This window comes from Paraburkholderia domus, assembly GCF_905220705.1.
Lineage (GTDB): Bacteria > Pseudomonadota > Gammaproteobacteria > Burkholderiales > Burkholderiaceae > Paraburkholderia > Paraburkholderia domus.
Genome location: NZ_CAJNAT010000001.1, coordinates 52,280 through 65,392 on the forward strand (window position 1 = coordinate 52,280; position 13,113 = coordinate 65,392).

General features: G+C 63.0%; 12 protein-coding genes. 10 read left to right on the top strand and 2 right to left on the bottom strand.

Annotation, left to right across the window (positions count from 1 at the left end; all coding sequences use genetic code 11):
- Nucleotides 1–57: 57 nt before the first annotated feature.
- The 7 genes from KHO31_RS00240 to KHO31_RS00270 all read left to right on the top strand — a co-directional run bounded on the left by KHO31_RS00240 (nt 58) and on the right by KHO31_RS00270 (nt 6,340).
- On the top strand, nt 58–795 hold the full coding sequence (locus KHO31_RS00240; RefSeq protein WP_211622450.1) for a glutathione S-transferase: 738 nt from the start codon (nt 58–60) through the stop codon (nt 793–795).
- A 112-nt stretch (nt 796–907) separates the two neighbouring features.
- Complete coding sequence (locus tag KHO31_RS00245) at nt 908–2,641, top strand: ClcB-like voltage-gated chloride channel protein (protein WP_201081927.1); 1,734 nt, start codon at nt 908–910, stop codon at nt 2,639–2,641.
- Between the two features lie 215 nt (nt 2,642–2,856).
- The gene (locus KHO31_RS00250) at nt 2,857–4,194 is read left to right on the top strand and encodes a C45 family autoproteolytic acyltransferase/hydolase (protein WP_201081929.1); all 1,338 of its coding nucleotides are present in this window, start codon (nt 2,857–2,859) and stop codon (nt 4,192–4,194) included.
- A 259-nt stretch (nt 4,195–4,453) separates the two neighbouring features.
- A complete protein-coding gene (locus tag KHO31_RS00255) occupies nt 4,454–4,708 on the top strand; it encodes a hypothetical protein (RefSeq protein WP_201081931.1) in 255 nt (84 codons plus the stop codon).
- Nucleotides 4,709–4,732: 24 nt separating this feature from the next.
- A complete protein-coding gene (locus tag KHO31_RS00260; RefSeq protein WP_201081933.1) occupies nt 4,733–4,963 on the top strand; it encodes a DUF2795 domain-containing protein in 231 nt (76 codons plus the stop codon).
- Nucleotides 4,960–5,832, top strand: a complete 873-nt coding sequence (locus KHO31_RS00265; RefSeq protein WP_211622452.1) for an AraC family transcriptional regulator — start codon at nt 4,960–4,962, stop codon at nt 5,830–5,832. Before KHO31_RS00260 ends, KHO31_RS00265 begins: the two co-directional genes overlap by 4 nt.
- Nucleotides 5,833–5,950: 118 nt before the next feature.
- Nucleotides 5,951–6,340, top strand: coding sequence for a cupin domain-containing protein (locus KHO31_RS00270; RefSeq protein ID WP_201081938.1), 390 nt, complete (start codon nt 5,951–5,953; stop codon nt 6,338–6,340).
- A gap of 112 nt (nt 6,341–6,452) precedes the next feature.
- On the opposite strand, the gene KHO31_RS00275 is transcribed toward KHO31_RS00270, so the two are convergent.
- Entirely contained in the window at nt 6,453–7,502 is a 1,050-nt protein-coding gene (locus tag KHO31_RS00275) for a LysR family transcriptional regulator (protein ID WP_201081940.1), read from the bottom strand.
- A gap of 256 nt (nt 7,503–7,758) precedes the next feature.
- Here KHO31_RS00275 and KHO31_RS00280 point away from each other — a divergent pair, with 256 nt between their 5' ends.
- Entirely contained in the window at nt 7,759–7,971 is a 213-nt protein-coding gene (locus KHO31_RS00280; RefSeq protein WP_201081942.1) for a hypothetical protein, read from the top strand.
- 16 nt (nt 7,972–7,987) lie between these two features.
- On the opposite strand, the gene KHO31_RS00285 is transcribed toward KHO31_RS00280, so the two are convergent.
- Nucleotides 7,988–8,605, bottom strand: coding sequence for a TetR/AcrR family transcriptional regulator (locus KHO31_RS00285; protein ID WP_201081944.1), 618 nt, complete (start codon nt 8,603–8,605; stop codon nt 7,988–7,990).
- 218 nt (nt 8,606–8,823) lie between these two features.
- Between KHO31_RS00285 and KHO31_RS00290 the strand changes: the two genes are divergently transcribed.
- Nucleotides 8,824–9,993, top strand: a complete 1,170-nt coding sequence (locus KHO31_RS00290; protein WP_201081946.1) for an efflux RND transporter periplasmic adaptor subunit — start codon at nt 8,824–8,826, stop codon at nt 9,991–9,993.
- On the top strand, nt 9,990–13,112 hold the full coding sequence (locus KHO31_RS00295) for an efflux RND transporter permease subunit (RefSeq protein WP_201081948.1): 3,123 nt from the start codon (nt 9,990–9,992) through the stop codon (nt 13,110–13,112). The genes KHO31_RS00290 and KHO31_RS00295 overlap by 4 nt, the downstream gene beginning before the upstream one ends.
- Nucleotide 13,113: the final 1 nt, after the last annotated feature.

The following is a 13,113-nucleotide window of genomic DNA, read 5'->3' on the forward strand; positions in this document are numbered from 1 at the left end:
TGCTAACGTCACACGTTCACGCAAACCCGGTCATGCAACCGGAATGAGGACCGATCGATGAGCCTGGAGCTTTACTATTGGGACGGCCTGCAAGGCCGCGGCGAATTCGTGCGGCTGGCGCTGGAAGAAGCCGGCGCGGACTATGTGGAAGTGGCGCGCGGCGAGCCCTCGGATGGCCTGGGCACGAACGCGATGATGGCGATAATGAAGAGCCGCGACGAGCCCTATCCGCCGTTCGCGCCGCCGTTTCTGAAAGACGGCGATCTGGTGATCGCACAGACCGCTAACATCCTGTTCTACCTCGGCCCGAGGCTCAAGCTCGCGCCATCGGCTGAAAATCTGCGCTACGTCGCCAACGGGCTGCAACTGACGATCGCCGATATGGTGACCGAAGCGCACGACACGCATCATCCGCTCGCCAGTGCGCTGTATTACGAAGACCAGAAAGATGCCGCCAAAGTGCGCGCGCACGACTTCATCGACAACCGGATTCCGAAGTTCATGACGTACTTCGAGCGCGTGCTGAAACAGAACCCGGCCGGCGATACGTTCATGGTGGGCGACGCGCTCACTTACGTCGACTTGTCGATGTTCCAGCTGATCGACGGTCTGCTGTATGCGTTTCCGCGCGCGCTCAAGCGTTTCGGCGAACACTATCCGCGCCTCGCGGCGTTGCACGATGCGGTGATCGAGCGGCCGAACATCGCCGCTTATCTCCAGTCCGACCGGCGCATCGAGCATAACGAAGCCTGCATCTTCCGGCACTATCCGGAACTCGACAAGGCCGCGACTTGATCTGCGCCGCCCTACTTCGCGACCCTTCCTCATCGCGCCCGCTTCCATCAGCGGGCGCGATGCTGTTACCGTACGCGCATTCCATCCACCCATCACGCCCTCTCCTGCCGACGTGCTTTCATTCCTGCTGAAGCTGCGCACCCGCGCCCAAACCCTGTTCCGTCTTTCCGACGCCCATACGATGCTGGTCTGGTCGGTGGTGGTCGGCGTCGCGGGCGCGTTCGCGACGATTGCCTTTCGCGAAGGCATCGCGTTACTGCAACTGGCGGTGGTCGGCAAGTCCGGCAGTTTCGTCGAAATGGCGCGCGGCCTGCCGTGGACGGTACGCGTGTGGCTGCCCGCCGCGGGCGGCCTGATCGCCGGCTTCTTTCTGCTGATCGCGCAGCGTCACGTCGACAAGTCCAATCATGTCGACTACATGGAAGCCGTCGCCATCGGCGACGGCGTGGTGCCGGTCAAGCTGAGCTTCTGGCGCAGCGTGTCGTCGCTGTTCACGATTTCGAGCGGCGGCTCGATCGGCCGCGAAGGTCCGATGGTGCAACTGGCGGCGCTGGCTGCGTCGCTGATCGGCCGCTGGGTCCATTTCGATCCGCCGCGTCTGCGCCTGCTCGTAGCCTGCGGTGCGGCGGCAGGGATTACCTCCGCGTACAGTGCGCCGATTGCCGGCGCGTTTTTCGTCACTGAGATCGTGCTCGGCTCGATCGTGATGGAAAGTTTCGGTCCTGTGGTGGTTTCGGCGGTGGTCGCCAACATCACGATGCGCGAGTTCACCAGCTACAAGCCTCCATACGAAATGCCGGTGTTTCCGCCGGTGGCGGGTGCCGAAGTCCTTTTGTTCGTCGCGCTTGGGCTGCTATGCGGTGCGGCCGCGCCGCAATTTCTTCGGCTGATGGACTTCTCGAAAGCAAACTTTCGCAAGCTGCCCGTGCCGCTGCCCATCCGGCTGGCGTTGGGCGGTCTGGTAGTCGGCATTCTGTCGGTCTGGACGCCCGAGGTGTGGGGCAACGGCTACAGCGTGGTCAATTCCATTTTGCATTCGCCGTGGACGTGGAGCGCGCTCGTCCTCGTGCTGGTGTTCAAGATCGTCGCGACGTCGGCGACCGTAGGTTCAGGCGCAATCGGCGGGGTGTTCACGCCGACGCTCTTCGTCGGCGCGGTGGTCGGTTGCGTGTTCGGCCAAGGCATGCACGCGTTATGGCCGCACGGCACCTCGGCGCCGTTCGCCTACGCGATGGTCGGCATGGGCGCGTTTCTCGCCGGCGCCACGCAGGCGCCGCTGATGGCGATCCTGATGATCTTCGAAATGACGCTCAGCTATCAGGTGGTGCTGCCGCTGATGCTGTCGTGCGTGGTCGCGTATTTCGTGTCGCGCGCAATCGGCAAGAAGCCGATGTACGACATCACGCTGCACCGCAACCAGGAGGAGCAGGAGCGCACCCGCCTGCGCGCGACACAGATGCGCGAGCTGATCCGTCCCGCTGAAACCGTCGTGCCGCCGAACGCGACCGTGCATGACATGACACGCGTGTTCCTCGAATACCCGGTGAAGTATCTTTACGTGGCCAACGAGTCCGGCGCGTTTCTCGGCGTGGTCGCGCTCAAGGACATCACCTCCGATCTGCTCGACAAGCGCGACACCGCCGCGAAAACCGCCGCGGATTATCTGCAGCCGCATTTCGATGTACTCACCCCGGATATGCCGCTCGGCGTTGCGTTGCAGCACTTCATGGCATTTCAGGGCGAGCGGCTGCCGGTAGTCGAAAGCGCAGCGGATCCGAAGCTGGCCGGGGTGGTGTACAAGACCTCGCTGCTCGATGCCTACTTCCGCATGAATCCGACGCGCTAGACCGGGGTTCACGCATTGGGGCACCGGACGCTCAATCGCTGAGTCATTGGCCGGGCCCGCGCGGCATTGCGCGGCGCCTCACCAACACCGCCTTCCCGGCCCGTGCAAAGCGCAGAGGATTATCTACAATGGGGAAACCGCTGCAGCGATTGCGAGCAGCGTGCGTTACGCCAAGACGGGCGCACCGAGACGCCCGCCCTTCGATCGGAGCGAAGATGAGCGAACCGTCCCTCGATGCCGTACGCCGTGATCAGGCGGGCTGGATTTTTCTGCATATCGAAGGCGAGCCGTACGATCGCGGTGAGCAGCACGGCCAGTTGCTCGCCACTGAAATCCAGAATGCGATCCGTACCGCCCGCTACCTGGCGAAATGGGATACCGGCGAAGACTTCGATACCTTCGTCGACGCCGCCGTGTCCCAGTTCGCCAACAAACTCGATACTGAATTCGCCGACGAAATCCAGGGCATCGCCGACGGCGCGAAGCTGCCGTTCGCCGAAGTGCTGGCCTGGAACGGCTACATGGATCTGCTGCAAAGCTGGTGGCCAAGCCACGCGGCGGCCCAGAAACCGCAACTCGGCCTGAAACCGTGGCGCGGACGCCGCGGCCATCACTGCAGCGCGTTCATCGCCACCGGCAATGCCACACGGGACGGCCGCATCGTCATGGCGCACAACTCGTGGGACCGCTACGCCGCGGGCGACGCGTTCAACGTCGTGTTCGACATCGTGCCGGATCGCGGCAACCGCATCCTGATGCAGGGCCTGCCGGGCTGCATCTCCAGCCTGACCGATTTCTGGGTCACCGAGGCCGGCCTGATGGTCACCGAAACCACCATCTCCAACTTTGTCGGCTACAACGCGGCCGGTGCACCGGAGTTCTATCGCTCGCGGCGCGCGTCGCAATACGCCAACAACATCGGCGAATGGTGCGAGATGTTCGCGGTCGCCAATAACGGCGGCTATGCGAATAGCTGGCTGCTCGGGGACACCAAGACCGGCGAGATCGCGCGCTACGAACTGGGGCTGCACTATTCCGGTTTCGAGAGTACGAAAGACGGTTTCTATAGCGGTTACAACACCGCGACCGATCTGAAGATCCGCAACCAGGAATGCATCGGCGAAGGCGAAGACTATACGGACGTGCGCAAGAACGGCGCGCGCCGGTTGCGCTTCATGCAGCTCGAAGAAACGCATCACGGCAAGATCGACATCGAACTCGCGAAAGAGATGATCGCCGATCACCACGACGTTTATCTCGACCGCAACGACAACCCGTGCTCACGCACCATCTGCGGGCACCTGGAACTGGACGACGCCCGCTTCGGCGGTTCCGATCAAGGACCCTTCAATCCATGGGGCGCCAACGACGGCAAAGTGGTCGACAGTGAAATGGCCCGCAATATGGCGTTCACCGCCCGCTGGGGACATCCGTGCGGGCGCCCATTCGACGCCCAGGCGTTCATGAAGCGCCATCCGCAATGGAACTGGCTCAACGGCTATATGCGCGACCGGCCATCGTGGCCCTGGACGCGGTTCGACGTGCTGCGCTAGCCGAAGCGTTTATTGCGTCGCAACATAAATGCTGTACGACCGTTCGCGACTGCTCTGCCTTTTTCCTGCCATCATGTGAAACCTACAATGAGGTTTTGTCTCTTTTGCGCGCGCGCCGCAGCGGTTTGCCATCTAAGATGGTAGATGCACGCCGCCCGCATTGGGCAACGCCGCGTGTAGGTTGCGCCCTCCTTTCGACGCGGGGACGGCGCAGCGCTCGCTCAACTGTTAGCGCCGCATGAGCTTAGGAGGTCGGGCGATGAAAACCTCGACACTGTTGACCATGGTGACGCTGTCAGCCTCGTGTTTTGCCGCGCCAGTTCATACCGCGACGGAGAACATTGCCGCCAATAGCCTTGCCGAACGCGCCAACGCCGCACCCGTCGCCCCCGCGGCGCCGGATGTCGCTGTCACGGATGACAATCGTCCGCAACAATGGCAACACATCGCGCTGCCCAAGTCGCGGCATCTGGAGCGAAGCTTCACGGGCCAGAACGAGCACTTGCAAACCTGAAAACAGCCCAATAGGAGCGCTTGCATGACCGCATCGGCAATTCCCGGCGAATCGATCGATCTGCAGATCGCCGACGTTCTGCAAGAAGTCCGTTTCCCGACCTACAAGGACGCACTAGTCGACGCCGCGCGCGAAGCCGGCGCGAGCAACGAAGTGTTGTCGATGCTCGACGGTTTGCCGGAGCAGGATTACGCCGACGTGACGTCGGTCACGCGCCTGATCGGCGGCAATTACGGGCCGGGTCTGGGGGCATGAGCGGAAAGCCGGTGTTGGTGCCGGGTTCGCTTTCATCCGATCCGAAGCCCGCTGCCGACTGGATCCATCGCTCGCCCCAATCGGGCGGCGCGAGCGGCATCGAGCGAATCGAAGCCTTCTTTCATCATGCCGGCTATGCCATGCACCGGCACGACACCTATGCGATCGGCCGCACGCTGGCAGGCGTGCAGAGCTTCCGCTATCGCGGCAGCATGCGTAACAGCTTGCCGGGCGGCACGATGGTGCTGCATCCCGATGAACCGCATGACGGCCAGGCCGGCACCCACGACGGCTTTCACTACCGGATGATCTACGTCGACCCGGCGCTGTTCCAGCAGGCGCTCGGCGGCAAGCCGCTGCCATTCCTCGAAGGCGGCCTGTCGAACGATCCGCGTCTCTTTGCGGCCACCGAAAGCCTCTTGCGCGCAATGGACTGCGCAATCGATTCGCTCGAACAGGACGACGCGCTCTACGATCTGGCTATTGCGCTCGATGCCGTGGCAGGTGCGGCGGCAACGCGCCGTCCGGTGGACTACCTCGCGGCGGAGCGGGCCCGCGAGTATATGCTTGGCTCGCTCGATAGCGCAGTCACGCTCGACGAACTGGCGGCAGCCGCTGGCCGGGACCGCTGGAGTCTGTCGCGGGATTTTCGTGCGCTGTTCGGCACGAGTCCACACCGTTATCTGACCATGCGCCGCCTCGATCTCATGCGCCGCCTCGCGGTTCAGGGCGTGTCGCTCGCCGACGCGTCGGCAGCGGCCGGCTTCACCGACCAGAGCCATATGACACGGCACTTCAAGCGCGTGTGGGGCGTGGCGCCAGCACATTGGCTCAAGATGCTAGGGCCTTCGGCGCGCGGCACGCGTTAAGCGGCGACTCACCGGATATCCCGCGCCCTGGCAGCCGCGCGCACAAACGTACAAGACCCAATAGCGCCTTGCGCCCTACGCTCGTGCCTGACACCTACCACTCAGGAGGAGTACCCCAATGTCCGATCATCAAACGATTCAACGGCCGCACCGTGCGATCAACTTCGCTGAAAAACTGCAGCTCATCGGCGACCAATGGCAACCGCGCGTCGTCGCGGAAATGAACGACTACCAGTTCAAGCTGGTGCGCATTGAAGGCGACTTTGTCTGGCACGAACACGCCGACACGGACGAAACGTTCATCGTGCTCGACGGGCAGTTGCGCATCGACATGCGCGATGGATCCGTACTGCTCTCGGCAGGAGAAATGTTCGTGGTGCCCAAAGGCACGGAGCACAAACCGTATGCCGAACGCGAGGTCAAGCTGCTGCTGATCGAGCCGCGCGGCGTGAAGAACACCGGCGAAGAAAGCAACGAACGCACCGCGGCAAACGACGTGTGGATCTAGCTTGAATCACGTGCTTGCCGCACGTAATAAATATCTCATTCGCTTTCGGCGGTTTTAACGAAGCCATGGCGTACGTAAAAGCGATTCGAATCGCCGCCACGCAATGCGTCCGTCAAATCGGTGACGACGCCACGATTCGCGCGCGCGAAGCCTGGTGCTTCGGCCGCGCCGCGTCGCCCGGCAAGGCAGAGACCGGCAGGTCGTCGGCGTAAGCCGGCGAACCAGCAACGGCACGCCGCAGCATCCTGGCGCGTGGATCGCTCGCGTGCTCGTCGGCTCGCTGGAAATGCGCGACGAGGTGGTCGATAAAGGTACGCACTTTCGCCGGCAAATGAAGGCGGCTTGGATACGCAATCGTAATTTCGACTTGCGGCAGGTGATAATCGCCGAGCAACGGCACAAGGCGCCCGGACGCCAGATCGCGGCCGATCAGATAGCTCGGCAAAATCGCCACACCCATGCCGAGCAAGGCGAACTGCCGCAGCATCTCCGTGTTGTTCGCCGCAATCGCGTTGGTGGGCCTTACACGGACTTCACCCTGCGGTCCGGAGAACACCTTTTCGTCGCCGCCCTGCTCGGCTGGCCGGCTCAGGCACGGATGCGTCAGCAGATCCTCCGGGCGGGTCGGCGTACCGTGCTGCTCCAGATAGGCGGGCGTCGCGCAGACCGTCATATAGCCCGTGGTCAGACGCCGCGTGACGATGCTCGCGCTGCGCATCGGCCGCGCGACCATGATGCCGACGTCAAAACCCTCTTCCACCAGATCGACGTGACGATCCGCCAGCGTGACGTCAGGCTTCACATCCGGATAGCGCGCGGCGTACGTCTGCACCACCGGCGCCAGGCTATGCAGCCCGAACACCACCGGCGCGACGATGCGCAAGGTCCCGACCGGCTCGTGATTGCGCGCCACCACCATCTGCTCGACGCCTTCCAGGTCATCGAGAATGTGGCGCACACGTTCCAGATAGGTCGTGCCGGATTCGGTCAGAGAAAGACGGCGCGTCGTGCGATTGAGCAGCCGCGTGCCGAGGCGCGCTTCCAGATCCGCGACGTGACGCGTGACGACGGCAGTGGAAAGATCCAGCGCGCCAGCCGCGCGAACGAAACTACCAAGGTCGGCCACCTTGACGAATACGCGCATCGACTGCAATTGATTCATGGGACGACTCCTGCCTCGGTAACGCCGGGCCGGCGCAACGCTGCCGCCTGTGTCGACCCGCGCGACAAGGCGCGCGCGGATTTGCCCAACGATTCGATTGTATCGACCCGATCATGTCCCAACCCTGACCCGAACATGACAATCCGGTCAGGTTTCTGAGGCGCTCGCGACACTATTGCGAGGCTTATTGCGGATATTTGGTAGGTATAAACCCTTAGATGCTGGTAACATAGCGCCCGAAAGGAAATTAATCGCTATGCCACATCGTTTTCAGCTTTTCGAAAAAATCGCGTTTTCACTGGTTTGCTGGTCCGCCGCAGCCTGTTCGGCCTTCATCGCTTACGAAAGGTGTCCGGAGATCAAGGTCGTCCTGCACGTCGGTGAAGAAGCGCTGCGCTACAGCGGGCAGTATTCGTTCGCCTGCGCCACGCCGGTTGCGGACGCCTGCGCGCAGTTGCCGGCGAACTGATCCGCCGGCATTCGTATTACGCGTCGCGTCCGAACACCACGCGCGCGAAAAACCCCGCCAGTACCGTTTCGGCCATTTCCGCCGGCACGTTCTGCGGGTCGACCGTGTAGAAGAACTGCACGCCGTCGCACAACCCCATCAAGCCCATCGCCAGCGTCTCCGCCGGCAATAGCAGCGGCGTGCCGACCCGCGTCGAAAATTCGCGAATGTACGCGCTCAACTGTTCGAGTTTCTCGTGCATGAACGCGTTAAAGCGTATCCGGAAGCGGCCGTCGCGCACGGCCAGCAGCTTCGCCTCGACCCACAGCAGGAAACACTTGTTCTCGCGATGCAAGCTGCTGTAGTAGCGCAGCACGCGCTCTTCCATCTCCTCGCGCGACGCCGCGGTCTCGAAGATAGCGTGCAGCCCAGCCTGCATGGTCTCGTGGTCGCGCCGCAGTAGTTCGAGGAACAACTCGTTCTTGCTGCGGAAGTTCGAATAGAACGCGCCGCGTGTATACCCCGCCGCCCCGGCGATGTCTTCGACACTCGCCGCGACAAAGCCTTTCTTCATAAAAATCGCCTGCCCAGCGTCAAGCAGACGCTGACGCGTCTGGTCTTTGCTCTGCTCGCGTGTAAGTCGTTGCCGTTTCATGGGCGCAAGTCTAGCACTGAAAAGAATTCCAATTCACACCAACATTCAAATACACCTGTGTATTAGAATGCATTCAATCATTCTAAGTCAGATGCGTATGCCAATTGCATGATTCGGCCCCGCGTCTTCGCTGGCGGGCCGCTGCGGCTTGCCGTGTTCGTTCGCTGTCTCCAGTTGGGGTAATTGTGAAGCGTCCCGGTTCTCCCGCATCGCCTGCGATGCGCCAGCAGTCCCATCGGTATGCCCGTCCCGCGCGCCTGCGCCGCGCAGCATTCGCCCTCGCCCTCGCCGGTATCGTCACGCTAGCCGCGTGCTCGAAGAAAGAAGCAGCTGCGCCCGCGCCGCGTCCGGTGGTCGCCGTCGCCGTGCATGCGGACGGCAGCGCGACGGCTGCGGCATCGTTGCCCGGCGAAGTGCAGGCGCGCTATTCCACACCGCTATCGTTTCGCGTCGGCGGCAAGATCATCGAACGGCGCGTACGCCTGGGGGACGTCGTGAAGAACGGGCAGATCGTCGCCCGGCTCGATCCGGCGGATGCACAGAAGAATGCCGCCAGCGCGCAGGCTCAACTCGACGCCGCGCAACACAGTCTCGTGTATGCGAAGCAGCAACTCGATCGCGACCAGGCACAGGCGAAAGAAAACCTGATCGCGCCTGCGCAACTCGAACAGACCACCAATGCCTACGCTTCGGCCGCCGCGCAGCGCGACCAGGCCGCGCAGCAGGCGGCGCTGTCGAAAGACCAGTTGCAGTACACCACGCTCGTTGCGGATCACGCCGGCGTGATCACCGCCGAACAGGCCGACACCGGCCAGAATGTGTCCGCGGGTCAAGCCGTCTACAACCTCGCATGGAGCGGCGACATCGACGTGGTCTGCGACGTGCCGGAAAGCGCGTTAGCCGCGCTCTCGGTCGGGCAAACCGCGAAGGTCACGCTGGCCGCGCTGCCGGGCCGCAGCTTCAATGCGCGCGTGCGCGAACTGTCGCCCGCCGCCGATCCGCAAAGCCGCACTTACCGCGCCAAGCTGACGCTCGACAATCCCGGCCCGGATGTGCGCCTCGGCATGACCGCCGACATCGCGCTCTCAGCCCCCTCGCCCTCGGACTCATCGGCCAACTCATCTGCGGATCAGAGCGGTTCCTTCACCGTGCCCGCCACCGCGTTGTTCCACGACGGCACGCAGCCGGCCGTGTGGGTCGTGCGTGCCGCGGATAACGCGTTGGAACTGCGCCGCGTGACAGTCACGCGCTATAACGAGCGCACGATCGTGATCGGCCAGGGGCTCAAGGACGGTGAGCGCGTCGTACTGCAAGGCGTACACACCGTGACCGCCGGCGAAAAAGTCCACGTGATCCCGCCGCTGCATCCCGAGGACTTCGCTTCATGAGCACCACGCATGAAGAAGGACGCTTCAACCTGTCCGCTTGGGCGCTGCGCCATCAGGCGCTGGTCGTTTTCCTGATCGCGCTCGCTACCGCGTTCGGCATTCTCGCCTATACCCGCCTCGCGCAGTCCGAAGACCCGCCCTTCACGTTCCGCGTGATGGTGATTCGCACCTTCTGGCCCGGCGCGACCGCGCGCCAGGTGCAGGAACAGGTCACCGACCGCATCGGTCGGAAATTGCAGGAAACGCCCGCGATCGACTTCGTGCGCAGTTACTCACGCCCCGGCGAATCGCTGATGTTCTTCTCCATGAAAGACTCGGCGCCGGTCAAGGACGTGCCCGAAACCTGGTACCAGGTGCGCAAGAAAGTCGGCGATATCGCGACAAGCTTGCCGCCAGGCATTCAAGGCCCGTTCTTCAACGACGAATTCGGCGACGTCTACACCAACATCTACACGCTCGAAGGCGACGGCTTTTCCGCCGCGCAACTGCACGACTACGCGGACCAGTTGCGCACGGTGCTGCTGCGTGTGCCGGGCGTCGGCAAGGTCGATTATTTCGGCGATCCGGATCAGCACATCTACATCGAGATTGCCAACACGCAACTCACACGTCTCGGCATCTCGCCGCAGCAACTGGGCCAGGCCATCAATTCGCAGAACAGCGTCTCGCCGGCGGGCACGCTGACCACCACCGACGACCGAGTGTTCGTGCGCCCCACCGGTCAGTTCAAGGACGTCAACGCACTCGCCGACACGCTGATTCGCATCAACAACCGCTCGTTCCGTCTCGGCGACATCGCGACCATCAAGCGTGGCTACGACGATCCAGTCGCCACGCAAATGCGCGCCGGCGGCAAGGCGGTGCTCGGCATCGGCGTAACGATGCAGCCGGGCGGCGACGTGATTCGTCTGGGCAAAGCGCTCGATCAGGAGATGGTCAAGCTGCAGACTTACCTGCCCGCCGGTTTACACCTGGTCGAAGTGTCGAGCATGCCGAACGCGGTCGCGCGTTCTGTCGACGATTTTCTCGAAGCCGTCGCCGAAGCGATTGCAATCGTACTGGTGGTCAGCCTTCTGTCTCTCGGCGTGCGCACCGGCATGGTGGTCGTGATCTCGATACCTGTCGTGCTCGCCGTCACGGCGCTGTGCATGTATCTATTCGACATCGGGCTGCACAAAGTGTCGTTGGGCACGCTGGTGCTCGCTTTGGGGCTCCTGGTGGACGACGCCATCATCGCGGTCGAAATGATGTCGGTGAAGCTCGAGCAAGGCTGGAGCCGCACACGCGCCGCAGCCTATGCGTACACCAGTACGGCCTTTCCGATGCTGACCGGGACGCTCGTGACCGTCTCCGGCTTCCTGCCGATTGCTTTGGCGAAGTCGAGCACAGGCGAATACACGCGCTCGATCTTCGAGGTGTCGGCGATCGCGCTGATCGCGTCATGGCTCGCGGCCGTGGTGCTGATTCCGCTGCTCGGCTATCACATGCTGCCGGAGCGCAAACGTCAGGAACACGAAGCGGAAGATCACGAACACGACATCTACGACACCCGTTTCTATAAGCGGCTGCGTGGCTGGATCGGTTGGTGCATCGAGCGGCGTTTCGTCGTGCTGGCGATCACCGTCGTGTTGTTCATTCTGGCCATGGCAGGCTTCACGCTGGTGCCGCAGCAATTCTTCCCGAGCTCGGACCGTCCCGAGTTGCTGGTAGATGTGCGCTTGCCCGAAGGTGCGTCGTTCGAAGCGACGTTGCGACAAGCCGAGCGGTTGGAAAAAGCGCTGGTCGGCCGTCCGGAAATCGATCATGCGGTGAACTTCGTCGGTACCGGTGCGCCGCGTTTCTATCTGCCGCTCGACCAGCAATTGCCGCAGCCCAATTTCGCGCAGTTCGTGATCACGGCGAAATCCGTGAAAGATCGCGAGAAACTCGCACAGTGGCTCGAACCGGAATTGCGCAACAACTTTCCGGCGATCCGCACACGCCTGTCGCGCCTCGAGAATGGGCCGCCGGTCGGCTATCCCGTGCAGTTCCGCGTGAGCGGCGACGATATCGCCACCGTACGCTCGATCGCCGAGCGCGTCGCCGCGACCATGCGCGCCGACCGCGGCACCAGCAACGTCCAGTTCGACTGGGACGAGCCCGCCGAGCGCTCGGTGCGCTTCGAAGTCGATCAGAAGAAGGCACGCGAACTCGGCGTGAGCTCCGAAGACATTTCGAGCTTCCTCGCGATGACGCTCTCCGGCTACACCGTCACGCAGTATCGCGAGCGCGACAAGCTGATTAGCGTCGATCTGCGCGCGCCCAAAGCGGAACGCGTCGACCCCGCGAAACTCGTCACGCTGGCGATGCCGACGCCGAACGGCCCGGTGCCGCTCGGCACGCTCGGTCACCTGCGCAACGACCTCGAATACGGTGTGATCTGGGAACGCGACCGGCAACCCACCATCACGGTGCAGTCCGACGTCGCCCCCGGCGCGCAAGGGATCGATGTCACGCATGCCGTCGACAAGGCCCTCAGCCAGATTCGCAGCACGCTGCCGGTCGGCTACCGGATCGAAATCGGCGGGTCGGTCGAGGAAAGCGGCAAGGGGCAGACGTCGATCAACGCACAGATGCCGATCATGATCATCGCCGTGCTGGTGCTCCTGATGGTTCAGTTGCAAAGTTTCGCGCGCGTGCTGATGGTGGTGATGACCGCGCCGCTCGGCCTGATCGGCGTGGTTATCACGCTGCTGCTGTTCGGCCAGCCATTCGGCTTCGTTGCGATGCTCGGGGTGATCGCCATGTTCGGCATCATCATGCGCAACTCGGTGATTCTGGTCGATCAGATCGAGCAGGACATTGCTGCGGGGCATAAGCGCTTCGACGCGATCGTCGGCGCGACGGTGCGGCGCTTTCGGCCGATCACGCTCACCGCGGCAGCCGCCGTGCTCGCGCTGATTCCGCTGCTGCGCTCGAACTTCTTCGGCCCGATGGCCACTGCGCTGATGGGCGGCATTACGAGCGCGACCATTCTCACGCTGTTCTATCTGCCGGCCTTGTACGCCACATCGTTCAGAGTGCGCGACGACGAGCGCGAGCCGCAGACGCCGTCCGGCACGACGCATTCGGGGAATTGAG

Excerpts from the sequence above, each read along its gene's own strand:
- KHO31_RS00240 (WP_211622450.1), top strand. The coding sequence starts at position 58 with ATGAGCCTGGAGCTTTACTATTGGGACGGCCTGCAAGGCCGCGGCGAA.
- KHO31_RS00250 (WP_201081929.1), top strand. The coding sequence starts at position 2,857 with ATGAGCGAACCGTCCCTCGATGCCGTACGCCGTGATCAGGCGGGCTGG.
- KHO31_RS00255 (WP_201081931.1), top strand. The coding sequence starts at position 4,454 with ATGAAAACCTCGACACTGTTGACCATGGTGACGCTGTCAGCCTCGTGT.
- KHO31_RS00260 (WP_201081933.1), top strand. The coding sequence starts at position 4,733 with ATGACCGCATCGGCAATTCCCGGCGAATCGATCGATCTGCAGATCGCC.
- KHO31_RS00265 (WP_211622452.1), top strand. The coding sequence starts at position 4,960 with ATGAGCGGAAAGCCGGTGTTGGTGCCGGGTTCGCTTTCATCCGATCCG.
- KHO31_RS00270 (WP_201081938.1), top strand. The coding sequence starts at position 5,951 with ATGTCCGATCATCAAACGATTCAACGGCCGCACCGTGCGATCAACTTC.
- KHO31_RS00275 (WP_201081940.1), bottom strand. The coding sequence starts at position 7,502 with ATGAATCAATTGCAGTCGATGCGCGTATTCGTCAAGGTGGCCGACCTT.
- KHO31_RS00280 (WP_201081942.1), top strand. The coding sequence starts at position 7,759 with ATGCCACATCGTTTTCAGCTTTTCGAAAAAATCGCGTTTTCACTGGTT.
- KHO31_RS00285 (WP_201081944.1), bottom strand. The coding sequence starts at position 8,605 with ATGAAACGGCAACGACTTACACGCGAGCAGAGCAAAGACCAGACGCGT.
- KHO31_RS00290 (WP_201081946.1), top strand. The coding sequence starts at position 8,824 with ATGCGCCAGCAGTCCCATCGGTATGCCCGTCCCGCGCGCCTGCGCCGC.
- KHO31_RS00295 (WP_201081948.1), top strand. The coding sequence starts at position 9,990 with ATGAGCACCACGCATGAAGAAGGACGCTTCAACCTGTCCGCTTGGGCG.